This window comes from Niallia sp. RD1 (assembly GCF_024219955.1).
Taxonomy (GTDB): domain Bacteria; phylum Bacillota; class Bacilli; order Bacillales; family Cytobacillaceae; genus Niallia; species Niallia alba.
In genome coordinates this window covers 1,484,017-1,508,917 of record NZ_CP100420.1, presented here as the reverse complement: position 1 = coordinate 1,508,917, position 24,901 = coordinate 1,484,017, and the positions used below count along the sequence as shown (strand labels likewise).

24 protein-coding genes and 2 other annotated features are annotated in these 24,901 nt (G+C 37.5%); all 24 genes read right to left on the bottom strand.

From position 1 onward, the window contains the following. Positions 1-91 precede the first annotated feature (91 nt). Positions 92-2,167 carry an elongation factor G gene (gene fusA / locus NKG37_RS07055; protein WP_016204555.1) on the bottom strand — a complete coding sequence of 692 codons (2,076 nt, stop codon included), beginning with the start codon at positions 2,165-2,167 and terminating at the stop codon, positions 92-94. A 47-nt stretch (positions 2,168-2,214) separates the two neighbouring features. Beyond that, entirely contained in the window at positions 2,215-2,685 is a 471-nt protein-coding gene (gene rpsG, locus NKG37_RS07050; RefSeq protein WP_016204554.1) for a 30S ribosomal protein S7, read from the bottom strand. A gap of 40 nt (positions 2,686-2,725) precedes the next feature. Beyond that, entirely contained in the window at positions 2,726-3,148 is a 423-nt protein-coding gene (rpsL, locus tag NKG37_RS07045) for a 30S ribosomal protein S12 (protein WP_016204553.1), read from the bottom strand. A 100-nt stretch (positions 3,149-3,248) separates the two neighbouring features. Beyond that, positions 3,249-3,497 carry a 50S ribosomal protein L7ae-like protein gene (locus NKG37_RS07040; RefSeq protein ID WP_016204552.1) on the bottom strand — a complete coding sequence of 83 codons (249 nt, stop codon included), beginning with the start codon at positions 3,495-3,497 and terminating at the stop codon, positions 3,249-3,251. 225 nt (positions 3,498-3,722) lie between these two features. Continuing rightward, a complete protein-coding gene (rpoC, locus tag NKG37_RS07035; RefSeq protein ID WP_016204551.1) occupies positions 3,723-7,322 on the bottom strand; it encodes a DNA-directed RNA polymerase subunit beta' in 3,600 nt (1,199 codons plus the stop codon). Positions 7,323-7,530: 208 nt separating this feature from the next. Next, positions 7,531-11,091, bottom strand: coding sequence for a DNA-directed RNA polymerase subunit beta (rpoB, locus tag NKG37_RS07030; RefSeq protein ID WP_016204550.1), 3,561 nt, complete (start codon positions 11,089-11,091; stop codon positions 7,531-7,533). A gap of 244 nt (positions 11,092-11,335) precedes the next feature. Next, positions 11,336-11,941: a class I SAM-dependent methyltransferase gene (locus tag NKG37_RS07025; RefSeq protein WP_101728776.1), complete on the bottom strand. Its 606-nt coding sequence runs from the start codon at positions 11,939-11,941 to the stop codon at positions 11,336-11,338. A gap of 312 nt (positions 11,942-12,253) precedes the next feature. After that, complete coding sequence (gene rplL / locus NKG37_RS07020; RefSeq protein WP_016204548.1) at positions 12,254-12,613, bottom strand: 50S ribosomal protein L7/L12; 360 nt, start codon at positions 12,611-12,613, stop codon at positions 12,254-12,256. Between the two features lie 54 nt (positions 12,614-12,667). Continuing rightward, a complete protein-coding gene (gene rplJ / locus NKG37_RS07015) occupies positions 12,668-13,168 on the bottom strand; it encodes a 50S ribosomal protein L10 (RefSeq protein ID WP_016204547.1) in 501 nt (166 codons plus the stop codon). 32 nt (positions 13,169-13,200) lie between these two features. Then, positions 13,201-13,351, bottom strand: a sequence feature (ribosomal protein L10 leader region). 56 nt (positions 13,352-13,407) lie between these two features. Continuing rightward, positions 13,408-14,097 (bottom strand): 50S ribosomal protein L1, encoded by a 690-nt coding sequence (gene rplA / locus NKG37_RS07010; RefSeq protein ID WP_016204546.1) that lies wholly within the window; start codon positions 14,095-14,097, stop codon positions 13,408-13,410. A gap of 114 nt (positions 14,098-14,211) precedes the next feature. Continuing rightward, complete coding sequence (gene rplK, locus NKG37_RS07005) at positions 14,212-14,637, bottom strand: 50S ribosomal protein L11 (RefSeq protein ID WP_016204545.1); 426 nt, start codon at positions 14,635-14,637, stop codon at positions 14,212-14,214. A gap of 167 nt (positions 14,638-14,804) precedes the next feature. Further along, a complete protein-coding gene (gene nusG, locus NKG37_RS07000) occupies positions 14,805-15,338 on the bottom strand; it encodes a transcription termination/antitermination protein NusG (protein ID WP_016204544.1) in 534 nt (177 codons plus the stop codon). A 176-nt stretch (positions 15,339-15,514) separates the two neighbouring features. Further along, positions 15,515-15,697 carry a preprotein translocase subunit SecE gene (gene secE / locus NKG37_RS06995; protein WP_016204543.1) on the bottom strand — a complete coding sequence of 61 codons (183 nt, stop codon included), beginning with the start codon at positions 15,695-15,697 and terminating at the stop codon, positions 15,515-15,517. A gap of 45 nt (positions 15,698-15,742) precedes the next feature. Beyond that, a complete protein-coding gene (gene rpmG, locus NKG37_RS06990; RefSeq protein ID WP_016204542.1) occupies positions 15,743-15,886 on the bottom strand; it encodes a 50S ribosomal protein L33 in 144 nt (47 codons plus the stop codon). Between the two features lie 106 nt (positions 15,887-15,992). Further along, positions 15,993-16,652 carry an RNA polymerase sporulation sigma factor SigH gene (gene sigH / locus NKG37_RS06985; RefSeq protein WP_016204541.1) on the bottom strand — a complete coding sequence of 220 codons (660 nt, stop codon included), beginning with the start codon at positions 16,650-16,652 and terminating at the stop codon, positions 15,993-15,995. Positions 16,653-16,722: 70 nt separating this feature from the next. Continuing rightward, a complete protein-coding gene (locus NKG37_RS06980) occupies positions 16,723-17,232 on the bottom strand; it encodes an NYN domain-containing protein (RefSeq protein ID WP_016204540.1) in 510 nt (169 codons plus the stop codon). Between the two features lie 2 nt (positions 17,233-17,234). Beyond that, positions 17,235-17,978 carry a 23S rRNA (guanosine(2251)-2'-O)-methyltransferase RlmB gene (gene rlmB / locus NKG37_RS06975; protein ID WP_016204539.1) on the bottom strand — a complete coding sequence of 248 codons (744 nt, stop codon included), beginning with the start codon at positions 17,976-17,978 and terminating at the stop codon, positions 17,235-17,237. 12 nt (positions 17,979-17,990) lie between these two features. Continuing rightward, positions 17,991-18,398, bottom strand: coding sequence for a Mini-ribonuclease 3 (locus NKG37_RS06970; RefSeq protein ID WP_016204538.1), 408 nt, complete (start codon positions 18,396-18,398; stop codon positions 17,991-17,993). Positions 18,399-18,401: 3 nt separating this feature from the next. Further along, positions 18,402-19,802: a cysteine--tRNA ligase gene (cysS, locus tag NKG37_RS06965; RefSeq protein ID WP_101728774.1), complete on the bottom strand. Its 1,401-nt coding sequence runs from the start codon at positions 19,800-19,802 to the stop codon at positions 18,402-18,404. Further along, positions 19,802-20,452, bottom strand: coding sequence for a serine O-acetyltransferase (gene cysE, locus NKG37_RS06960; RefSeq protein WP_101728773.1), 651 nt, complete (start codon positions 20,450-20,452; stop codon positions 19,802-19,804). Before cysE ends, cysS begins: the two co-directional genes overlap by 1 nt. Before the next feature lie 217 nt (positions 20,453-20,669). Beyond that, positions 20,670-20,907, bottom strand: a binding site (T-box leader). 43 nt (positions 20,908-20,950) lie between these two features. Continuing rightward, positions 20,951-22,408 (bottom strand): glutamate--tRNA ligase, encoded by a 1,458-nt coding sequence (gene gltX, locus NKG37_RS06955; RefSeq protein ID WP_224427558.1) that lies wholly within the window; start codon positions 22,406-22,408, stop codon positions 20,951-20,953. A gap of 94 nt (positions 22,409-22,502) precedes the next feature. Further along, positions 22,503-22,985 carry a 2-C-methyl-D-erythritol 2,4-cyclodiphosphate synthase gene (ispF, locus tag NKG37_RS06950; protein WP_016204534.1) on the bottom strand — a complete coding sequence of 161 codons (483 nt, stop codon included), beginning with the start codon at positions 22,983-22,985 and terminating at the stop codon, positions 22,503-22,505. 68 nt (positions 22,986-23,053) lie between these two features. Continuing rightward, positions 23,054-23,743 (bottom strand): 2-C-methyl-D-erythritol 4-phosphate cytidylyltransferase, encoded by a 690-nt coding sequence (gene ispD / locus NKG37_RS06945; protein WP_016204533.1) that lies wholly within the window; start codon positions 23,741-23,743, stop codon positions 23,054-23,056. Between the two features lie 17 nt (positions 23,744-23,760). Further along, on the bottom strand, positions 23,761-24,834 hold the full coding sequence (locus NKG37_RS06940; protein ID WP_016204532.1) for a PIN/TRAM domain-containing protein: 1,074 nt from the start codon (positions 24,832-24,834) through the stop codon (positions 23,761-23,763). Between the last annotated feature and the right edge of the window lie 67 nt (positions 24,835-24,901).

The window sequence follows — 24,901 nt, the reverse complement described above, 5'->3', positions numbered from 1 at the left end:
AAATTAAGTATTTTTATAGAGCTGTGATTATTCATCACAGCTTTATTGCTTACATAGTAGTTATACTTCATTAAAAAGGTAAAATCAACAATTACCCTTTATTTTTTTTGATGATCTCTTCAGAGATTGATTTTGGTACTTCTTCATAATGGTCAAATACCATTGAGAACACACCGCGACCTTGCGTGCTTGAACGTAATGTCGTAGCATAACCAAACATTTCAGATAGAGGAACCATCGCACGAACTACTTGTGCGTTACCACGAGCTTCCATACCTTCTACACGTCCACGACGTGAAGTGATGTTACCCATGATATCACCCATGTATTCTTCTGGAATGATAACTTCTACTCTCATAACAGGTTCAAGAATTACAGGATTACATTTAGATGCTGCATTTTTCAATGCCATTGAAGCAGCGATTTTGAACGCCATTTCAGATGAGTCAACATCATGGTATGATCCATCAAATAATTTAGCTTTGATGTCAACCAATGGGTAACCAGCAAGTACTCCTCTTTGTAATGCATCTTCTAGACCAGCTTGAACTGGAGCGATGTATTCACGTGGAACAACACCACCGACGATAGCATTTTCAAATTCGAATCCTTTACCTTCTTCATTTGGAGCGAATTCGATCCAAACGTGACCATATTGTCCACGACCACCAGATTGACGAGTGAATTTACCTTCAACTGCAGCAGATGAACGGAATGTTTCACGGTAAGCAACCTGAGGTGCACCAACATTAGCTTCTACCTTGAATTCACGACGCATACGGTCTACAAGAATGTCTAAGTGAAGTTCACCCATACCTGCAATGATAACTTGACCAGTTTCCTGGTTAGTATGTGCACGGAATGTCGGATCTTCTTCTTGTAATTTTTGTAGCGCAGTTGTCATTTTGTCTTGGTCAGCTTTTGATTTTGGCTCAATAGACAATTCGATAACTGGTTCTGGGAATTCCATGGATTCTAAGATTACTAAGTTCTTTTCATCACACAGAGTATCTCCAGTTGTAGTATCTTTTAAACCAACTGCTGCTGCGATATCACCTGCATATACTTCTGTGATCTCTTGACGGCTATTCGCATGCATTTGAAGGATACGTCCTACACGCTCACGTTTGCCTTTTGTAGAGTTTTGTACATAAGAACCTGAGCTCAATGTACCAGAATATACACGGAAGAATGTCAGTTTACCAACGAATGGATCTGTCATTACTTTGAATGCAAGAGCAGCAAATGCTTCATCATCACTTGAATGCTTTTCAATTACTTCATCAGAATCAGGAGCAGTACCTTTAATTGCAGGTACATCTAATGGTGATGGTAAGTAATCAATTACAGCATCAAGCATTGGTTGAACACCTTTGTTTTTGAAAGCAGAACCACAGATTACTGGATAGAATTCAACGTTAACTGTACCTTTACGGATAGCAGCTTTTAACTCATCAGTAGTGATTTCCTCACCACCAAGGTATTTTTCCATTAGATCTTCATCAAGTTCAGCTACAGCTTCAACCAATTTTTCATGGTATTCATCAGCTAACTCTTTGTACTCTTCTGGAATTTCACGTTCTTGAACATCTGTTCCTAGGTCATTACCGTAGAAAGTTGCTTTCATTTCAACTAAGTCAATGATACCTTCGAATTGATCTTCAGCACCAATCGGTAGTTGAATTGCATGAGCGTTTGCTTGTAAACGATCATGTAAAGTTTTTAATGAATAAAGGAAGTCTGCACCGATTTTATCCATTTTGTTTACGAATACTACACGAGGTACACCGTATGTTGTAGCTTGACGCCAAACAGTTTCTGTTTGTGGCTCAACACCAGATTGAGCATCAAGTACTGCAACCGCACCATCAAGTACACGAAGAGAACGTTCAACTTCAACAGTGAAGTCTACGTGCCCTGGAGTATCGATAATGTTTACACGGTTACCTTTCCATTGTGCAGTTGTTGCCGCTGAAGTAATGGTAATTCCACGCTCTTGTTCTTGCTCCATCCAGTCCATTTGAGATGCACCTTCATGAGTTTCACCAATTTTGTGGATACGACCAGTGTAATAAAGTACACGCTCAGTTGTAGTCGTTTTACCAGCATCAATATGGGCCATGATACCAATATTACGAGTGTTTTCTAAGGAGAACTCTCTTGCCATTTGGTCTTTCTCCTTTCATAATGAAAGTATTTTTGTATATTATAATCTTACCAACGGTAGTGAGCAAACGCTTTGTTCGCTTCAGCCATTTTGTGTGTATCTTCACGTTTCTTAACAGATGCACCAGTGTTGTTAGCTGCATCCAAGATTTCGTTAGCTAATCTCTCTTCCATTGTTTTCTCACCGCGAAGACGAGCATAGTTAACTAACCAGCGAAGACCTAAAGTTGTACGTCTTTCAGGACGAACCTCCACTGGAACTTGATAGTTAGAACCACCAACACGGCGTGCTCTTACTTCAAGAACTGGCATGATATTCTTTAATGCTTGATCAAATACTTCAATCGCTTCTTTTCCAGAACGCTCAGCAACGATTTCGAATGCTGAATATAGGATAGCTTGCGATTTTCCTCTTTTACCATCGATCATCATTTTATTGATTAAACGAGATACAAGCTTTGAATTGTAAATCGGATCTGGTAATACGTCTCTTTTTGCTACAGGACCTTTACGTGGCATTTGATTTCCTCCTTTCGATTATGCTATAAATTCTAGTTTATTATTTTTTTGCTGCTTTTGGTTTTTTCGTACCGTATTTAGAACGACCTTGCATACGGTTGTTAACTCCAGCAGTATCAAGCGCACCACGTACGATATGATAACGTACCCCCGGTAAATCTTTTACACGTCCTCCACGGATTAGTACAACACTATGTTCTTGTAGGTTGTGACCAATACCAGGAATGTATGCTGTTACTTCGATACCGTTTGTTAAACGAACACGTGCATATTTACGTAATGCAGAGTTTGGTTTTTTCGGTGTCATTGTACCAACACGAGTACATACCCCACGTTTTTGAGGTGATGATACGTTTGTTTGTGCTTTTTTGAAACTGTTATAACCTTTGTTTAACGCAGGAGACTTCGACTTCTCTTCAGCAGATTGACGAGGCTTGCGCACTAATTGGTTAATTGTTGGCATTTCTTTTTCCTCCCTTCCTTTATGTTTGAAGCCCACACATCCAGGTGGTTCATATTAGGGCAAAAACAAAGTTCTCATGGTTAATTCCATAAAAACAGTTTTAATTAATTATGGCAACAGTTGCTGCGCCTACTTCTATTCCGCATGATTCGCCAAGCTTCCTCATGGATTCAACAAGTATAATGGGAATATTCACTTCTTCAGCTACCTCGGATACCTTTCTCTTTAACATTGGATCAGCATCTTCTGCAACGATAACTTCTGTCGCTATTCCTTTTTTTAACGCTTTTACTGTTTGCTTTGTTCCTACTACTATTTTTCTTGCCTGTTGCACTTTTTCATAAGACATATTATATCCTCCAAAGTAACAGGTGAATAGGAGCACCTTTGATATAGTATCATCTATAATTTCAGATGTCAATTATTTTCCTAGAAAACTTTTATAGCGATAACTAGATTGTTTTCGAAAGGTCATGGCTTACGAGAGATTATATCTTCTCTTCTTTATGATAGAGTCGATATAATCCTCGTAATATCCAAGTCCTTATAGATATTAATCATTTATAGGAACGTATTATTCTACAGTAACTGATTCTTCTGTTAGTTCTTCTGCAGTAATAGGTTCAGCATGACGATATCTTGGCATACCCGTTCCAGCTGGAACTAATTTACCAATAATTACATTCTCTTTCAATCCTAATAACTCATCGCGCTTGCCTTTAATTGCAGCATCTGTAAGAACTCTTGTAGTTTCTTGGAACGATGCAGCTGACAAGAATGAATCTGTTTCAAGAGATGCTTTCGTAATACCAAGCAATACTGGTCTTCCTGTAGCAGGAAGTTTTCCTTCTCTTAAAGCTTTTGCGTTTGCATCAGTAAATTGGTGAATATCTAGTAGTGTACCTGGTAATACTTCTGTCTCACCAGCATCTACTACTCTGATTTTGCGAAGCATTTGGCGAACCATCACCTCTACGTGTTTATCACCAATTTCTACCCCTTGCATACGATAAACTTTCTGTACTTCACGAAGTAAATATTCTTGTACTGCTGTAACGTTTTTCACTTTAATTAATTCTTTCGGATCAATAGAACCTTCTGTTAATTCCTGCCCTTGTTCTACTACATCATCAACTTTCACTTTCAGTCTTGCTGTATAAGGAGCAGTATATGTTCTAGTTTCTAATTCACCTTGAACTACAATTTCGTGTTGACGGTCTCTACCTTCATTGATACCAACAACAACCCCTGCCATTTCAGTAATAACGGCTTGCCCTTTTGGATTACGAGCTTCGAATATTTCCTGAATACGAGGTAAACCTTGTGTAATATCATCTCCAGCAACACCACCAGTATGGAATGTACGCATCGTTAACTGTGTACCAGGTTCCCCGATGGATTGCGCAGCTATAATACCAACAGCTTCTCCTACTTCCACCTCTTGGCCAGTTGCTAGGTTGCGACCATAACATTTTTTACATACTCCATGACGAGTATTACATGTAAATGCAGAACGAATCCACACTTCTTCAATATTAGCTCCTACTATTTCCACAGCTAAATCTTCTGTAATAAGTCCATTTTCAGGAACAATAACTTCCTTCGTTTCTGGATGTTTAATAGCCTTTCTTGCATAACGGCCAATTAAACGCTCATCAAGAGATTCAATAATTTCTGTACCTTCTCTAAGAGCAGAAACTAACAATCCTCTATCTGTACCACAATCATCATCACGGACAATAACATCCTGTGCTACATCCACTAGACGACGAGTTAAGTAACCAGAGTCTGCTGTTTTCAGTGCTGTATCGGCAAGACCTTTACGAGCACCGTGAGTAGAGATAAAGTACTCTAATACTGTTAATCCTTCACGGAAACTTGAGATAATCGGTAACTCGATAATTCTACCAGCCGGGTTGGCCATCAAACCACGCATACCAGCAAGCTGTGTAAAGTTAGATGCGTTACCACGAGCACCTGAGTCACTCATCATAAAGATTGGATTTCGTTTATCCAATGATTTCATTAGCTTCGCTTGAATTGTATCTTTCGCAGCACTCCAGATAGAAATTACGCGATCGTAACGTTCTTCCTCTGTAATTAATCCGCGTTTAAATTGTTTCATGACATTATCAACTTTACTTTGTGCTTCGTCGATAATTTCTTGTTTTTCACCTAATACAACGATATCAGCCACACCAACTGTAATACCGGCTTTTGTAGAATGTTTAAATCCTAAGTCTTTCATTCTATCCAACATCTTAGAAGTTTCAGTGATCTTGAATCGTTTAAATACTTCAGCGATTATATTCCCTAAAATTTTCTTTTTAAACGGATCAATAATCTGTAACTCTCTGATAGCAGCAGGAACATCTACACCTGGCTCAACAAAGTATCTCTCAGGAGTTTTTTCTTCTAAATTTGTTTTAGTCGGTTCGTTAATGTATGGGAAAGATTTCGGCAAAATTTCATTGAATATTAATTTACCAACTGTTGTTAATAACAATTGTTTATTTTGCTCTTCTGTAAATGTTTCATTATTTAAAGAGCTAGCACGCACTGCTACACGTGTGTGTAAATGTACGTAACCATTTTGGTAAGCCAATATTGCTTCGCTCGTATCATTGAAGATACTACCTTCTCCAACTGCACCTTCACGTTCTAATGTTAGGTAGTAGTTTCCTAATACCATATCCTGTGAAGGAGTAACAACTGGTTTACCATCTTTAGGATTCAAGATATTTTGAGCTGCAAGCATAAGTAAGCGCGCTTCCGCTTGTGCCTCAGAAGATAAAGGAACGTGAACCGCCATTTGGTCACCGTCAAAGTCAGCATTGTACGCTGTACATACTAGCGGATGTAGACGAATCGCACGGCCTTCTACTAAAGTAGGTTCAAACGCTTGAATTCCCAATCTATGTAGAGTTGGGGCGCGGTTAAGCAATACTGGATGCTCTTTAATTACTTCTTCAAGTACATCCCACACTTCTGGTTGAAGTCTTTCGATTTTTCTTTTTGCAGACTTAATATTATGAGCAATACCTTTTTCAACTAACTCTTTCATAACGAAAGGTTTAAATAATTCAATTGCCATCTCTCTAGGCAAACCACATTGATACATCTTTAAGTTCGGACCAACAACGATAACAGAACGTCCAGAATAGTCAACACGTTTTCCTAGTAAGTTTTGACGGAAACGTCCTTGCTTACCTTTTAGCATGTGAGATAGTGATTTAAGTGGTCTGTTACCAGGACCTGTTACCGGACGACCACGACGACCATTATCAATCAATGCATCAACCGCTTCTTGAAGCATACGTTTTTCGTTTTGAACGATAATACTTGGTGCTCCTAAGTCTAATAATCTTTTTAAGCGATTATTACGGTTAATAACGCGGCGATATAAATCATTTAGGTCAGAAGTAGCAAAACGTCCACCGTCTAATTGAACCATCGGGCGTAATTCTGGAGGAATTACCGGAAGTACGTCAAGAATCATCCAAGAAGGTTCATTACCAGAACCACGGAATGCTTCTAATACTTCTAATCTTTTAATTGCACGAGTTCTTCTTTGACCTTGTGCAGTTTTCAATTCTTCTTTTAATGCTTCTACATCTTTATTTAAATCAATGTCAGATAGTAGTTTTTTGATTGATTCAGCTCCCATAGAAGCTTGGAATTTCACTCCGTATTTATCACGATATGCTCGATATTCTTTTTCAGAAAGAAGTTGTTTTTTCTCAAGAGCAGTATCACCTGGATCTGTTACTACGTAAGAAGCAAAATAAATAACTTCTTCCAACGCACGTGGAGACATATCCAACACAAGACCCATACGGCTAGGAATCCCTTTAAAATACCAAATATGTGAAACTGGTGCTGCTAATTCGATATGACCCATACGTTCACGACGAACTTTTGCACGTGTAACTTCTACTCCACAGCGATCACAAACTACACCTTTGTATCTAACACGCTTGTATTTACCACAGTGACATTCCCAGTCTTTTGTAGGACCAAAAATACGCTCACAGAACAAGCCATCTTTTTCCGGTTTTAAAGTACGATAGTTAATTGTTTCTGGCTTTTTAACTTCACCAAATGACCAAGAACGGATTTTGTCTGGTGAAGCTAGACCTATTTTCATATATTCAAAATTATTAACATCCAACAAGGGTCCTACCTCCCTTTCGATCTTCAGGCTTTTCGCCTTACTTAAAAACTTCTTAAAAACATTTATAATCAAAGACAGGCCGTCACAAAAGGGTCTGACCTCACGTGAATAATCTATTTATAAAAGATATATAAGGATCTTCTATCTAGATGTCTTCATGGTGGAGTCTGACCCTTTCGTTTTTAGACAGGCCATGTTCATTACTTTATTATTCTTGCATGCCTACCTTTTCTGACTCAGGCTCTTTTGTTTCCGAAACAATTGTTAGAGATTCAGCTTGATGAATTTCATCATCATCATCTGTGTCTCTCATTTCAATTTCTTCCTCTGTGCTAGATAAGATTTTTACATCTAAACCTAAGCTTTGCAGCTCTTTCATTAATACGCGGAATGATTCAGGTACTCCTGGTTCTGGAACATTTTCCCCTTTAACAATTGCTTCGTACGTTTTCACACGACCAACAACATCATCTGATTTAACGGTAAGAATTTCTTGCAAAGTATAAGCCGCTCCATAAGCTTCAAGCGCCCAAACCTCCATCTCTCCAAAACGCTGACCACCGAATTGAGCTTTTCCTCCTAGTGGCTGCTGCGTTACTAAAGAATATGGTCCAGTAGAACGTGCATGCAGTTTATCATCAACCATGTGAGCAAGTTTGATCATATACATAACGCCCACAGATACACGGTTATCAAATGGTTCACCTGTACGCCCGTCATATAGTACTGTTTTAGCATCTTGCGCCATTCCAGCTTCTCTAATCGTTTCCCAAACATCTTCTTCACGAGCTCCATCAAATACCGGAGATGCAACATGGATACCTAGGCTTCTTGCAGCCATTCCAAGATGCAATTCTAATACCTGACCGATGTTCATACGTGATGGTACACCTAGTGGGTTTAACATGATATCAACTGGTGTTCCGTCTGGTAAATACGGCATATCTTCTTCAGGTAAAATTCGGGAGATAACCCCTTTGTTACCATGACGACCTGCCATCTTATCGCCTTCATGGATTTTACGTTTTTGAACAATATATACACGAACTAATTGGTTAACTCCTGGTGGTAATTCATCTCCATCTTCTCTATTGAAGACTTTAACATCATGAACAATACCGCCTCCACCATGTGGAACACGTAAACTTGTATCACGAACTTCACGTGCTTTTTCACCAAAGATAGCATGTAACAAGCGTTCCTCTGCTGTTAATTCTGTTACCCCTTTAGGTGTAACTTTACCAACTAGCAAGTCTCCATCTTTCACTTCTGCACCAATACGAATAATACCGCGATCATCTAAGTTGCGTAATGCATCTTCCCCAACATTCGGGATATCACGTGTAATTTCTTCTGGTCCTAACTTTGTATCGCGAGACTCTGATTCATATTCTTCAATATGAATAGATGTATAAACATCATCTTTAACTAAGCGCTCGCTCATGATAATAGCATCCTCGTAGTTGTATCCATCCCATGTCATAAAGGCAACTAATACGTTACGTCCAAGAGCTAATTCTCCAAGTTCCATAGAAGGTCCATCTGCTAGAACTTCCCCTTTGACTACCTTATCACCAACAGCAACAATTGGGCGTTGGTTATAACATGTTCCTTGGTTTGAACGGGTAAATTTAAGCATTTTATACTTATCAAGATTACCTTTAACTTCTTGACCATCTACTTCAGAAATACGTCTTACCCAAACTCCACGTGCTTCTACATGTTCAACAATACCAGGATGCTTACAAATAACAGCGGCACCGGAGTCTTTTCCTGAAACATACTCCATTCCAGTTCCTACCATCGGAGCTTCTGGTTGCATTAAAGGTACTGCTTGACGTTGCATGTTTGCTCCCATCAGAGCACGGTTCGAGTCATCGTTTTCTAAGAACGGAATACAAGCTGTTGCTGGAGAAACTACTTGCTTTGGTGATACGTCCATATAGTCTACACGATCACGTTTGACAACAACGTTCTCATCACGGAAACGTGCAACAACATCTTCATCCAAGAAAGAACCGTCTTCTCCTAATCGAGCATTCGCTTGGGCAACTACATAGTTATCTTGTTCATCAGCAGTTAAGTAATCAATTCGTGATGATACTTTACCTGTTTCAGGGTCAACACGTCGATACGGTGTCTCAATAAATCCAAATCGATTCACTTTTGCATAAGAAGATAAAGAGTTAATTAAACCAATGTTTGGTCCCTCTGGTGTCTCAATCGGACACATACGGCCATAGTGAGAATAGTGAACGTCACGCACTTCCATTCCCGCACGTTCTCGCGTTAAACCACCAGGTCCTAATGCAGACAAACGACGTTTATTCGTTAATTCTGCTAATGGATTTGTTTGGTCCATAAACTGAGAAAGCTGAGAGCTTCCAAAGAATTCTTTAGTAGATGCAATTACTGGTCGAATATTGATTAATTGCTGCGGTGTAATTGTATTTGTATCTTGAATGGACATTCTTTCACGTACAACACGTTCCATTCGTGATAGACCAATTCGGAATTGATTTTGTAGCAATTCACCTACAGAACGAATACGTCTATTCCCTAAATGATCAATATCATCTGTTAAACCTACACCATGTAATAGGTTAAAGAAATAGCTGATAGACGCAATTATGTCTGCAGGAGAGATGTTTTTCACAGCTTCTTCTACATACGCATTACTAATAACATTAATTTCTTTATCACCTTCATCTAATGGTGAATAAATTTTTACCGATTGAACTACAACATCATCTTCTAAAACGCCGCCATATGGGCTTAACTTTTTAAATCCAATATTGTTTTCTAGATTCGGAATAATACGATCAAGTGCTCGGCGATCTAAAAGTGTTCCCTTTTCAGCAATGATTTCTCCTGTTTCAGGATCCACAAGTGTTTCAGCCAAGCGTTGACCGAACAATCTATTTTTAATGTGAAGCTTCTTGTTAATTTTATAACGACCTACATTGGCAAGATCATATCTTTTTGGATCAAAGAATCTTGAAACCAATAGACTTTTTGCATTGTCAACAGTAGGTGGCTCACCAGGACGAAGACGCTCATAAATTTCTAATAGCGCTTTGTCTGTTCCCTCGGTGTTATCTTTTTCTAAAGTATTGCGTAAATATTCATTATCACCAATCAATTCAATAATTTCTTGGTCAGAGCCGAATCCTAATGCACGTAACAGAACTGTAACTGGAAGTTTACGAGTACGATCAATACGTACATAAACAACATCCTTAGCATCTGTTTCATACTCTAGCCAAGCTCCACGGTTAGGAATTACAGTTGCTGTAAATCCTTTTTTTCCGTTTTTATCAATTTTCCCATTATAATACACACTTGGAGAACGTACTAACTGAGAAACGATAACTCGCTCCGCACCGTTAATAATAAAAGTACCAGTTTCAGTCATAAGCGGGAAATCACCCATGAATACATCTTGGTCTTTTACTTCTCCTGTTTCTTTATTCACAAGACGGACTTTCACACGTAAAGGCGCTGAATATGTAACATCTCGTTCTTTCGATTCTTCCACTGAATACTTAGGTTCCCCTAAGCTGTAATCAATGAAATCAAGTGATAAATTGCCAGTAAAATCTTCAATAGGCGAAATGTCCTGGAACATTTCTCGCAATCCCTCATCTAAAAACCATTGATAGGAAGAGGTTTGGATTTCAATAAGATTTGGTAATTCTAAAACCTCACTAATTCTTGCGTAGCTTCTGCGCTGGCGGTGTCGTCCATACTGAACAAGTTGACCTGTCAACTGATTCACCCCTCAAATCAAACGTTATAGTACATCTATTTACATCTTATCAAAAGGATATAAACCCTTTTTTATAAGACAAAAAGAAAAAGGGTTTTCCAATAAAAACCGCATTTTCATATTTCTAATATTATTCTGTTAGTTTTTCCTTTTAACACCAATTTTATACAATGAGTTAGATAAAATTGCGAGTTTCAGAAAAATATTATATTGGCATTATACAATGCTATCACAACAAAAAGGACTAGTCAATCTTTTTTGCTTGAATTATAAAATACCCTTTTTTCTTTTCTACTACATTTACTTCTTTAAAAAACGCTTCTAATTTCGCAATAGCAGACGGGGCTCCTTGTTTCTTTTGAATCACAACCCAAAGCTCACCATTTGCAGCTAAACGTTCATAACTTTGCTCAAGAATATCATGTACAACTTTCTTTCCTGCTCTAATCGGCGGATTCGTTAAAATGGAAGCAAACTTCTCACCTTTCACACCAAGAAGCCGATCACTTTCATAGATTTGAATATTTCCAACGCCATTTTGCCGCGCATTTTCTTGAGCCAATTCAATAGCACGTAAGTTGACATCTACCATATGAACCATTCTATCTGGAGCTTCCTTTGCAATAGAAAGACCTATTGGACCATAACCACAACCTACATCCAATATATCTCCATCTAGGTTCGGAAATGTATAAGTTTCTATTAATAGTCTAGAACCAAAATCTACTTCTCTTTTGGAAAAAACCCCATTATCTGTTTTAAAACGTATTGTATTGCCTTTGAGCGTAAAATTCCAGTAATTTGGATCGCTATTTACATTCTGGGTTCGGGAATAATAATGTTCTGACATACGAACACCTCCTTAGGAGAATTTATATAAGGAAGACTACTACTTGAGGATGATTACAACGCTCATTTGCATGGCAATCAATTAAAAAAGTGCAGATGACTCTTCAAGCTATCACATCCAATTAGAAGTTATTCATAACCTTTCCCATAAAGCAAATCATTCTTCTATAAAGCTAGAGAGTGAATTCACTTACACAAAAAGATGGTTTAGCTCCGTTCTAACTTAGCAGATTAGAATCAGCCTTTTTCTTCAGTCTCACGCACTTTAGGAAAAAAAAGCCCGCTATTATAGCGAGCTTCTTTTTAACTAACATTACTTAACTTCAACGTTAGCTCCAACTTCTTCAAGTTTAGCTTTGATTTCTTCAGCTTCTTCTTTAGAAGCTCCTTCTTTAACAGCTTTTGGAGTGTTGTCAACAAGTTCTTTTGCTTCTTTAAGACCAAGACCTGTGATTTCACGTACAACTTTGATAACTTTGATTTTTTGATCTCCAGCAGATGCAAGAACTACATCAAACTCAGTTTTTTCTGCAGCAGCTTCTCCGCCACCTGCAACTACAGCTACAGGAGCAGCAGCAGTTACTCCAAATTCTTCTTCAATCGCTTTTACTAAATCGTTTAATTCTAAAACAGTCATATTTTTAACTGCTTCTAAGATTTGTTCTTTAGACATTATATGTTTCCTCCTTGTTTTTTGGGTTTTTATGATACGTTTCCGTATAAAATATTAAGCGCCTTGTTCTTCTTTTTGATCTGCAACTGCTTTTGTAGCAAGAGCAAGGTTGCGGATTGGTGCTTGAAGAACGCTGAGTAACATAGAAAGTAAACCTTCGCGTGATGGAAGTTCAGCTAGAGCTTTCACTTCTTCAACAGTTGCTAAGTTTCCTTCGATTACTCCTGCTTTAATTTCTAACGCTTCATGTTTTTTAGCGAAGTCGTTTAAAATTTTTGCTGGTGCAACAACATCCTCATTACTGAACGCAATAGCGTTTGGACCAGTTAATGATTCGTTTAAACCTGCTAATTCAACAGATTCTGCAGCACGGCGAGTTAAAGAGTTTTTGAAAACTTTGAACTCGATTCCTGCGTCACGAAGTTGTTTACGAAGTTCAGTTACTTCTGAAACAGTCAAACCACGGTAGTCAACAACGATAGTTGATTTACTTGCTTTGAATTTCTCAGCAATATCAGATACTATTTGTTTCTTTTGTTCGATTACGCTGCTCATCTTTACACCTCCTGTAGAATTTCTACATTCATACCGACAAATAAAATCCTCCATATCTTTTTAGACATGGAGGTGTATACAATAGTCGTTCTCACAACTGATCAAATAATCTATCGTATTACCTCGGTAGGAAATTAAGCTTATATAAGCACCTACTGTCTACGGTACAAATGTTATTTATTTTTTCAACAAGATGAAGTATATTCTATCTATCTTGTTTTGTCAAATACCAATTTTTATCAAACAGTAGAAGGATCTACTTTTACGCCAGGTCCCATTGTTGAAGTAACAGAAACGTTCTTCATGTAAGTTCCTTTTGCAGCTGCTGGTTTTGCTTTTGACATTGTATCAAAGATAGTTTTGAAGTTTTCAACTAGTTTTGCTTCATCGAAAGAAACTTTACCAATTGGAACATGCACATTACCAGCTTTATCTACGCGGTATTCTACTTTACCAGCTTTGATTTCGTTAACTGCTTTTGTTACATCAAATGTAACTGTACCAGTTTTAGGGTTTGGCATTAAACCTTTAGGTCCTAATACACGACCAAGTTTACCAACTTCACCCATCATGTCTGGAGTTGCAACGATTACGTCAAAATCAAACCAACCTTGTTGGATTTTAGTTATATATTCAGCATCGCCTACAAAGTCTGCTCCTGCTGCTTCTGCTTCTTTTAATTTTTCACCTTTAGCGAAAACTAAAACGCGTTGAGTTTTACCAGTTCCGTTCGGAAGAACTACTGCTCCACGGATTTGCTGATCAGCTTTCTTAGGATCTACTCCTAGACGGAAAGCAACCTCAACTGATGCATCAAATTTTGTAGTGCTAGTTTTTTTCACTAACTCAATTGCTTCTTGAATTGGGTAAGTTTTAGTACGATCAACAAGTTTGATAGCTTCTAAATACTTCTTACCTTTTTTAGCCATAACTTTATTTCCTCCTTGAATTGTGGTTTTAGCGGAATTACCTCCCACGAATAAAGGTTGCGACTAAAGATTCACCGTCGTCACAACCTTAATCAACACCAAGCCTATATAGGTTTAGTCTTCAATAACAATACCCATGCTGCGGGCTGTACCTTCAACCATGCGCATAGCTGCTTCAACATCAGCTGCGTTTAGATCAGGCATTTTTGTTTCAGCAATCTCGCGTACTTTATCACGCTTAACAGTTGCTACTTTATTACGATTTGGTTCACCTGAACCAGACTCAATACCAGCTGCTTTTTTAAGTAAAACTGCAGCAGGTGGAGTTTTTGTAATAAATGTAAATGAACGGTCTTCGAAAACCGTAATCTCAACAGGAATAATTAAACCAGCTTGTTCAGCTGTACGAGCGTTGAACTCCTTACAGAATCCCATAATATTTACGCCAGCTTGACCCAATGCAGGACCAACTGGTGGTGCCGGATTCGCTTTAGCTGCTGGGATTTGCAATTTAACAACTTTAATTACTTTTTTAGCCACGAGACACACCTCCTTAAAGTCCGTGATGTGGTAATAGGGGTTTCCCCTCCCACTCAACTTATCGTCTTTATATGAAATAAAGAAATTTGACAATATCTTATCTCTTTATGAGATATACTGACCTATGAAATAGTAACACTTTTTCAATATCATTTCAAGTTTTCTGGTTAAAATTTTTCAATTTGTGTAAAATCCAGTTCTACCGGGGTATCTCTTCCAAACATATTTACCAGTACTTTAACCTTCGCTTTATCTTTATCAATTTCCTCAACAGTCCCAGTGAAATTAGCAAATGGTCCTTCATTCACCTTCACTGTTTCTCCTAATTCAAACTCAATTTCAATTCTTTGTTCCTCAACACCCATGCGCTTCAGAATTACTTGGACTTCTTCTGGCAAAAGCGGAGTTGGTTTAGACCCTGAACCAGCAGAACCTACAAACCCAGTTACCCCAGGCGTATTACGCACTACATACCAAGAATCATCTGTCATAACAATTTCCACCAGCACATAACCTGGGAAAACTTTTCTTTTCACTACTTTTGTTTTACCATTTCTGATATCTGTTTCTTCTTCTTCAGGTACAACAACGCGGAAAATTTTATCTTGCATCGCCATTGTTTCTACCCTTTTTTCCAAATTGGCTTTTACTTTATTCTCATATCCAGAGTACGTATGCACTACATACCAGTTTTTTTCCATAAAAGAGGACTACTTCGTCCGTCCCTCCCTATAACTTTATTTTTATTTTTCGTGCTGTTTTTTTATAGTATCTGTAAGGAACAAGTCATTTATTTTTCAGCAAATGAAAAAACCCGTTACCGGGCTTTTGTAAATGTTTCCTATCGTTTTACCATTATACCATGAGTAGACAACTGTTATTCAAGTATTAAACGAATAAGTTCAGAAATTCCTAAATCAACAACTGCGAAGAAGATAGCAAAAAAGACAACAGTCACAAGTACTGTGATTGTATAATTAGTTAACTCTTTCTTTTTCGGCCAACTAACCTTCCTTAATTCTCTACCAACTTCGCGAAAATACTTAACAGCACTTTGCATGTTTGGTTACCTCCATCTTTAAAGCGGGCAATTTATCCAAGATCGTTATTTTGTTTCTTTATGAACGGTATGAGCATTACAATTTTGACAAAATTTTTTCATTTCCAAACGTTCTGTTCCATTGTTACTCACAGTAGAATAATTTCTTGTCCCACATTTTTCACACGCTAATACAAGCTTTTTCCTCATTTTACCTACACCTACTACGTCCTTTATATCTACTCAAACTGTATCATGGACACGCGTAAGATGTCAATATCAGTAAATATTTGTTATTTCAAAAAACTATTTACGTCTATAGCGAAAATTCTCTTATTTCTAAATACCGCTCTAACTTTCTTTTCACCCTTTGCAAGGCATTATCAATAGACTTCACATGCCTATTCAACTCTTCAGAAATTTCTTGATAGGATTGACCATCAAGATATAGAGACAATACTTTTCTTTCTAAATCACTTAATAATTCAGACATTTTTATCTCAATGTGATCATACTCTTCCTGATTAATGATCAATTCTTCTGGATCAAGCACTTTTGCTCCAGATATAATATCCATTAACGTTCGATCAGATTCTTCATCATAGATGGGCTTGTCCAAAGAAACATACGAATTTAAAGGAATATGTTTCTGCCTAGTTGCCGTTTTGATAGCAGTAATGATTTGTCTTGTTATACATAATTCCGCAAACGCCTTAAACGAGGAGAGCTTGTCCTCCTTAAAATCACGGATTGCCTTATAGAGACCAATCATACCCTCTTGTACAATATCTTCTTTGTCTGCTCCGATTAAGAAATAGGATCTGGCTTTAGCTCGCACGAAGTTACGATACTTTTGAATTAAATAATCTAAAGCATCACTTTCCCCTTGGTGCACCAATTCCACTAACACTTCATCTTCAAGTTCCATATAATTTCCAATATATTCGTTACTCTTAGTCCAGTTGTCAGTACTCATACAGATCCCCCCGACCGTGCAATCATGGATAAATCCATTATACTCTAGCCTTTTTTTGAGCGTCAACAACTCATTTTTCTCCACGGCGCCATTTTTCGAAAATTTCTTCCACTTCTCTTGAAAGCGGAATCTTTGCAACCGGCTTTTTTTCTTTGATTTTCTTTACTTTTTTCCCGATTTCTTGCTCCATGCCAGCCATCTCTAACAATAATTCTCTCGCTGATTTTCGCAAAGCTCCTTGTCCAAAAATAGCCCATTGCTCTGTAAAATCAGATGTCGCAACATGTATTTGTGTTTTTCTGTTATTGAGCTCAATTGCTAATTTCTCAATACGTTCATCTGCGGTTTCATTTTCCCTAGTAAAAATAACTTCCACTTTATAATCCTTATATTTTTTCTCTGTGCCTTTTACATAGTACGCATCAAAAACAACAATTACCCTGTATCCAGAATAACCCTGATATTCTGCCATTTTCGCTACTAAAGTATCTCTCGCTGCTGCAAGGTCTCTATTCTTTAGGACGTTTAATTCTGGCCAAGCACCAATAATGTTATATCCGTCAACAATAAGAATGTCCATTATTATCCCTCAAGTGGATGGCGTTTCCGATATACCTCATACATTAAAAGTGCGGCTGCAACAGAAGCATTTAAAGAAGTAACAGCTCCGGCCATAGGTAAATGAATAAGAAAATCACATTTTTCCTTAATCAACCTTCCCATGCCTTTCCCTTCGCTGCCAATCACTAATCCTAATGGCATCGTTCCATCAAATCTGCGATAATCTTCACTTCCTTTTGCATCTGTTCCTGCAATCCATATCCCTCTCGTTTTAAGTTCATCTATCGTCCTTGCCATATTCGTTACACGTACAACTGGTATATGCTCAATAGCGCCAGTAGATGCTTTAGCAACAGTAGCTGTTAAGCCTACGGCTCTTCTTCGTGGAATAATAATCCCATGGGCACCTACTGCATCAGCAGTCCTCATAATGGAACCTAAATTATGTGGATCCTCAATTTCATCAAGCAGCAAGAAAAAAGGCGTTTCTTGCTTTTTTTCTGCCAGTGCAAACAAATCGTCTATTTCTGCATATTGATACGCAGCAACTTGAGCTACTACTCCTTGGTGATTTGCATCTACTAAGCTATCCAACTTTTTCTTCGGTACAAATTGAACAAGCACATTTGCTTGTTTCGCTAAACCAATTACGGTTTGCATTTGTCCCTTTTGAGAACCTTCAGCAATGAGTATTTTATTTACATCTCTTTCCGATTTTAACGCTTCAATTACTGCATTTTTTCCAACAATAAAGTCACTTGACACTTTTCGCTCCTCCTATTTGCTTTCAATGACAGAAAGAGCTGCTTTGATTATTTCTTCAAGTCGCTCTTCTTTCTTTGCTAAATATAAAAAACCTAATACCGCTTCAAAACCAGTGCTATATCGATAGGTCTGTACATCTGTATTTTTAGGTACTGTACCGGATTTTGCATTACGCCCTCTCTTCAGTACCGCTATCTCCTCTTCGGAAAAAAATCCTTTTTCAAGAAGCTCATGTACTACTTTAGCCTGTCCTTTAGCAGAAACATATTTGGTAGCCTCTCTATGAAGCTGGTTAGGTTTTACCTTTCCACTATACAACAAATGTCTTCTTACATATATCTCAAGAACAGCATCGCCCATATAAGCAAGGGCAAGGCTGTTCAATTGTTTTTCATCCACTTTTTTATCATAGAGGAGCATCTTTTACCCTCTTTTCCATCGTATACCTTGTGCGGTGTCTTCTAATATGATATTCATTGCTTTTAATTGATCTCTAATCTGGTCAGCAAGCACAAAGTCTCTATCTTTTCTTGCTTGTGTTCTTTTTTCAATTAGTGCTTCAATTTCCTCATCTAATAATTCTTCATTAGCAGATAAAGATAAGCCCAGCACTGCAAATAATTCTTCAAACTCTTGCATAAACGCATGAATAACAGCAGGAGAGGTTGTTTTTTCTAGTAAATAGTAATTTGCTTGTTTCGATAATTCGAACAAAACAGAAATGCCGTTTGCTGTATTAAAGTCATCATCCATACTTTCAACAAATTGTTTTCGAAGATCAGTAATTTTAGCAATCCATTCATCATTTGTATCAGTAAGATCAGTACTCGCTGTACTGCGATGCTTTAAGTTTTCATAAGAAGTTCTAATTCTTTCTAATCCAGCTCTTGTATTTTCCAATACCTCTTCACTATAATTAATCGGATTGCGATAATGTACGGAAAGCATAAAGAATCTTAGCACTTGCGGATCATGAATTTTAATTATATCGTTTACCGTAATAAAATTCCCAAGCGACTTAGACATCTTTTCATTATCAATATTAATATACCCATTATGCATCCAATAATTAGCAAAAGTCTTGCCTGTTAATGCTTCTGATTGTGCTATTTCATTTTCGTGGTGGGGGAATGCTAAATCTTGACCACCTGCATGAATATCAATTGTATCCCCTAAATATTTACGAACCATCGCAGAGCATTCAATATGCCAGCCTGGGCGCCCCTCTCCCCATGGACTATCCCAGGAAATTTCGCCATCTTTTGCTTTTTTCCATAACGCAAAATCTAATGAATCTTGTTTCTTCTCCCCTACCGCAATGCGTGCGCCTGAACGCAATTCATCAATGGATTGATGGGAAAGCTTTCCGTATCCGTCAAAAGCTCTTGTATGATAATATACGTCTCCTTCAGACTCGTAAGCAAATCCCTTTTCTACTAACGCTGCAATAAAATCAATAATAATATCCATATTCTCTGTTACACGCGGATGCGAATCAGCCTTTTTGCAGCCTAATGCGGAAACATCTTCAAAATATGCGTTAATAAAGCGGTCAGCGATAACAGGTACTGTTTCTCCAAGCTCATTTGCTGCTTTAATTAACTTATCATCCACATCGGTAAAATTAGATACAAATTGGACATCATATCCTCGAAATTCTAAATAGCGACGAACGGTATCAAAGACAATTGCAGGTCGAGCATTTCCAATGTGGATATAGTTGTAAACAGTTGGTCCACATACATACATTTTTACTCTTCCCTCTTCCAGGGGAACAAAGTCCTCCTTCGCTCTTGTTAATGTGTTATATATTTGAATAGGCATTACTTATAGCTCCTTTCTTCCTGTAATACTTTTAGTTGTTCTCTTAAATGGGCAATTTCCAATTCCATTTCTTTTAGTCGATCTGCAACCGGATCTGGTAAATCACAATGATTTAAGTCTTTTTTTATTTTAATACCATCTTGTACTTTAACTCTTCCTGGAATACCTACTACTGTAGAATTTGCTGGTACATCTTTTAGCACAACTGATCCTGCACCTATTTTGGCATTTTCCCCAATAACAATGGATCCAAGCACTTTTGCACCAGAAGCAATAAGGGCGTTATCTTTAACGGTCGGATGCCTTTTTCCTTTTTCCTTTCCCGTTCCGCCAAGTGTTACTCCCTGAAAAATAGTAACATTATCCCCTATCTCACACGTTTCTCCGATCACTACTCCCATACCATGATCAATGAATAGACGATTGCCGATTTTTGCTCCCGGATGGATTTCAACCCCTGTCATAAAGCGACTAAATTGCGAAATCACTCTCGCTAAGAAAAACCGTTTATGTCTAAATAAGAAATGAGCAATTCTGTGAAACCATATAGCATGCAACCCAGAATAAGTTAAGATAACTTCTATTGAGCTTCTTGCAGCAGGATCTTGTTCAAACACAACAGCTATATCCTCTTTTATGCGCCGAAACATATAAATCACCCCCATTTTGCTACTACATTCTGCTTTCTAGCAATCATTACTCTTTTAAAAAGTTATGATTCCCTTTATTCTTTTTCCCCTATAAACATCTCTATATCTTTATACACAAGAAAAGCTTCTTAATTCCTAAGAATCAGCTTTTCTAATCTTGCCCAGCAGTTAAAAATGCATTTGTTTTCCCTATATAAAAAAGCGCCTCTGTCTAAAAGACAGAGACGCTTTTTCCGGCGCGGTTCCACTCTGTTTAGATCATTGCTCTTCGCAATAATCTCCACTCATCCCTGTTAACGGATAGGTTCCGCCTCTATCTACTAATAAATCATTCTTTTCGATACAGGACTCTGAGGCGCACTTCAAAAAAGAGGTTACTTGAATCACTTTCAGCCGGGTGATGATTCTCTCTAATAAGCTTCTCTTTTTTTACTTTTCCTCTTCTTCGTTTTTTTCGATATAGCTTTCCTACTACTATATTACATTTCACCGAAAATGTTAACTAATTAATGCTGTTAATCTTGCTTCAATTTTTTCTTTTCCTAAAAGCTCAATTGCTTTTGGTAAATCTGGTCCATGGGTTTGTCCAGTTGTAGCCACACGAATTGGCATAAATAAGTTTTTCCCTTTTTGACCTGTAGCCTTTTGAACCGCTTTAATAGAAGCCTTTATCTGATCTGCACTCCATTCCGGCATTTCAGATAAGGCATCTTTAAACGCTTGTACTACACTAGGAACCTGCTCACCAGCTAAAACTTCTTCTGCTTCTCCATCATAATGGATTTCATCACTGAAGAATAAAGTAGATAAGTTTACAATATCTGCTCCACAGCTCATTTGCTCTTGATATAGACCAACCAGATTATTTACCCATGCCGCTTCTTCAGCCGAACGATTTTCACTCACTAAACCGGCTTTTTCTAAGTGGGGAACAGCTAGACGAACAACCGTTTCTAAATCTGCCTTCTTAATATATTGATTATTCATCCATGCCAATTTATTTTGATCAAATAGTGCAGGAGATTTAGATAATCTCGCTGGATCAAAAATACGGATAAATTCTTCGATAGAGAATAATTCCTCTTCTCCTTCTGGTGACCATCCTAATAGAGCAATGAAATTAAATAAAGCTTCAGGTAAATAGCCTAACTCTTCATATTGCTCGATATATTGAATAATCGATTCATCACGCTTACTTAATTTCTTTCTACTTTCATTGACAATCAAAGTCATATGGCCAAATATTGGTCTTTCCCAACCAAATGCATCATAGATCATTAATTGTTTTGGTGTATTGGTAATATGGTCATCTCCACGTAGAACGTGGGTAATGTCCATTAAATGATCATCTATTGCAACCGCAAAATTGTATGTTGGAGTACCATCCTTTTTAACAATGACATAATCGCCAATTGTTTCTGACTCAAAGGAAACGTCCCCTTTTACCATATCATTAAACTCATAAACGATATTTTCCGGAACACGAATTCGAATACTAGGTTGTCTTCCTTCTGCTTCTAATTTTTCTTGTTGTTCCTTTGTTAAATGACGACATTTTCCAGAATACTTAGGTGTTTCTCCTCTACTTACTTGCTCTTCTCTTTCTGCTTCAATTTCTTCTTCCGTACAATAACACTTATAAGCAAGATCCTTGTCTAGCATCTCTGTATAGTACTTTTTATAAATATCATTTCTTTCAGACTGGCGATACGGACCGTATTCTCCACCAATATCCGTACTTTCATCCCAGTCCATTCCAAGCCACTTCAAATATTTTAACTGGCTTTCTTCTCCGCCTTCGATATTTCTTTTTTTATCCGTATCTTCAATGCGGATGATAAACTTTCCGCCTTTACTGCGTGCAAATAAATAATTAAATAATGCTGTACGTGCATTCCCTATATGCAAATGCCCTGTTGGACTTGGAGCATAACGAACACGAATTTCGTTAGACATGGTTGTGCCTCCTTGATAAATTACGCTTTTTCTCATCTATTCTATCACTTTGTTTTTTTCTTTAAAAGGTGTTCACCTTTATAATACCTATCATTTACACATTTCTTTTTTGGAGCAATACTACCGCTTGCGAGGCAATACCTTCTCCTCTTCCTGTAAACCCTAATTTTTCTGTAGTTGTCGCTTTGACATTTACATTCTCTTTCTCTGTTTCAAGTAAATCCGCAATTCTTGCTTGCATCGCTTGAATATGGGGGGCCATTTTAGGCAGCTGAGCCATGATGGTACAATCAGCATTCACTAATTTGTAGCCTTTTTCCTTCACTATTTGCCATACATGCTGCAATAGCTTTGCCGAATCAGCATCTTTAAATGCTTCATCTGTATCTGGAAAGTGTTTTCCAATGTCTCCTTCTCCAATCGCCCCTAAACAAGCGTCTGCAATCGTATGTAACAAGACATCAGCATCAGAGTGTCCTAATAGCCCTTTTTCGTATGGAATTTCTATCCCTCCAATAATAAGTGGTCTTCCGCTTACTAATTGGTGAACATCAAATCCTTGACCAATTCGAAACATCTTAATTCCTCCATTCTTTTATTTACAAAATCTAAATTTATTCCAAAAGTCCTGACTATAACGGTACATTACTTGCTTTTTTTTCGCTTCGCCACTATCGCCTCAGCAAAGTATAAATCCTCTGGTGTCGTTAATTTAATATTGTCATAGTTTCCTTCTACAATTTGCACAGCTTGTCCTAATCTTTCCACCAAACTAGCATCATCTGTTCCTATATATGTATCTACAACAGCTCTTTCATGCGCTTCCTTTAAAATGGAAATGCGAAAAGCTTGTGGGGTCTGAATCGCCCACAAGCTTGAACGCTCAACTGTTTCCACTACCAATTCACCATTCACTTTTTTGACGGTGTCTTTAATCGGTACTGCTAAAACAGCTGCGCCACTTTCCTTTGCAACCTTTGTTAATCTAGCAATTTGCTCTGTTTGTATAAAAGGTCTCGCCGCATCATGAACAAGAACAATTGTATCATCCGGTATTTCCTTTACTGCATGGTAAACACTATGCTGTCTCTCTGCACCACCCTCAATTAGCGCAGTAACTTTTGTAATGCTATGTTTCTTTACTAGTTCATCCATTATTTTTTTATCGTCTGAACTAACTACCAACCATATTCCATTACAGTTCGGATCATTTTCAAAGACAATTAAGGTATGAATAAATACTGGTAAACGGTCTAACTCAAGAAACAGTTTGTTTTTCCCTAGTCCCATTCGTCTCCCTTGTCCTGCTGCCGGAATAATGACTTCATAAGTCATGTAACTAACCCCTATTCTTACAATGCTTTTTCTAATAATTTTGGTTTAGCAAAAATCATTCGCCCTGCAGATGTCTGCAAAACACTCGTTACTAGAACATCGATATGTTTTCCAATATAATTGCGTCCTTCTTCTACTACAATCATTGTTCCATCATCAAGATATGCAACGCCTTGATTGTGCTCTTTTCCATCTTTTATAATTTGTATCTTCATCTCTTCTCCTGGAAGAACAACCGGTTTTACAGCATTGGCTAAATCATTAATATTAAGAACAGCAACCTTCTGCAGTTCACATACTTTGTTTAAGTTAAAATCATTCGTTACAACAACGCCGTTTGTTAATTTAGCTAATTTGACTAGTTTACTATCTACTTCTGCGATATCTTCAAAATCACCTTCGTAAATTTCCACTTTAATTGCTAATTCCTTTTGTATTCGATTAAGGATATCTAAACCTCTTCTTCCACGATTACGTTTTAGCGCATCGGATGAATCTGCTATATGCTGAAGTTCTCCAAGAACAAATTGCGGAATAACAATCGTGCCCTCTAGGAAACCCGTTTGACAAATATCAGCTATTCTTCCATCAATAATAACACTAGTATCCAATATTTTTAAATTACTTTTCTCAACTTTTACGGGTTCCTCTTCCACTACTTTTTTCTTTCTAGCTGTGAAGAGTGTTAATAATTCATCTCTCTTTTTAAACCCAACTTGAAAGCCTAAATATCCAAAAAGTAATGATAAAAGGATTGGAGCGACAGTATTAAGCACAGGGACCGACGTCAAAGCATACCCTACTAAAAAGGCTAACGTTAATCCAAATCCGATTCCAAGACTACCAAAGATTATATCCGTAATTGGAGCCTTTACAATTGATTCTTCTAAAAACTTAATAAAGTTAACAATATAATCAATCGCCCAAAAAGTAATAAGATAAAAAATAATGGCACCAAGTATTGCTGACACATATGCGTTATTAATAAGATCATGATCGATAGACATTACTGAGAATAAATCAGGAATAAATAAAAATCCGATTGTTCCTCCAATAATTAAAAAACAAACTTGAACAATGCGTTTTAACAATACTTCCACCTCCTCTTTCACATTATAAACAAATTCCCAGTTTTGAAACCTAATATTACAGGAAATT

Coding starts and splice junctions, on each gene's coding strand:
- fusA (WP_016204555.1), bottom strand. CDS start 2,167: ATGGCAAGAGAGTTCTCCTTAGAAAACACTCGTAATATTGGTATCATG.
- rpsG (WP_016204554.1), bottom strand. CDS start 2,685: ATGCCACGTAAAGGTCCTGTAGCAAAAAGAGACGTATTACCAGATCCG.
- rpsL (WP_016204553.1), bottom strand. CDS start 3,148: ATGCCAACAATTAACCAATTAGTGCGCAAGCCTCGTCAATCTGCTGAA.
- NKG37_RS07040 (WP_016204552.1), bottom strand. CDS start 3,497: ATGTCTTATGAAAAAGTGCAACAGGCAAGAAAAATAGTAGTAGGAACA.
- NKG37_RS07025 (WP_101728776.1), bottom strand. CDS start 11,941: ATGTCAGAACATTATTATTCCCGAACCCAGAATGTAAATAGCGATCCA.
- rplL (WP_016204548.1), bottom strand. CDS start 12,613: ATGTCTAAAGAACAAATCTTAGAAGCAGTTAAAAATATGACTGTTTTA.
- rplJ (WP_016204547.1), bottom strand. CDS start 13,168: ATGAGCAGCGTAATCGAACAAAAGAAACAAATAGTATCTGATATTGCT.
- rplA (WP_016204546.1), bottom strand. CDS start 14,097: ATGGCTAAAAAAGGTAAGAAGTATTTAGAAGCTATCAAACTTGTTGAT.
- nusG (WP_016204544.1), bottom strand. CDS start 15,338: ATGGAAAAAAACTGGTATGTAGTGCATACGTACTCTGGATATGAGAAT.
- secE (WP_016204543.1), bottom strand. CDS start 15,697: ATGCAAAGTGCTGTTAAGTATTTTCGCGAAGTTGGTAGAGAATTAAGG.
- rpmG (WP_016204542.1), bottom strand. CDS start 15,886: ATGAGGAAAAAGCTTGTATTAGCGTGTGAAAAATGTGGGACAAGAAAT.
- sigH (WP_016204541.1), bottom strand. CDS start 16,652: ATGAGTACTGACAACTGGACTAAGAGTAACGAATATATTGGAAATTAT.
- NKG37_RS06980 (WP_016204540.1), bottom strand. CDS start 17,232: ATGGACATTCTTATTGTTGACGGATATAACATTATTGGTGCTTGGCCA.
- NKG37_RS06970 (WP_016204538.1), bottom strand. CDS start 18,398: ATGCTCCTCTATGATAAAAAAGTGGATGAAAAACAATTGAACAGCCTT.
- cysS (WP_101728774.1), bottom strand. CDS start 19,802: ATGCCTATTCAAATATATAACACATTAACAAGAGCGAAGGAGGACTTT.
- cysE (WP_101728773.1), bottom strand. CDS start 20,452: ATGTTTCGGCGCATAAAAGAGGATATAGCTGTTGTGTTTGAACAAGAT.
- gltX (WP_224427558.1), bottom strand. CDS start 22,408: ATGTCTAACGAAATTCGTGTTCGTTATGCTCCAAGTCCAACAGGGCAT.
- ispF (WP_016204534.1), bottom strand. CDS start 22,985: ATGTTTCGAATTGGTCAAGGATTTGATGTTCACCAATTAGTAAGCGGA.
- ispD (WP_016204533.1), bottom strand. CDS start 23,743: ATGACTTATGAAGTCATTATTCCGGCAGCAGGACAAGGGAGACGAATG.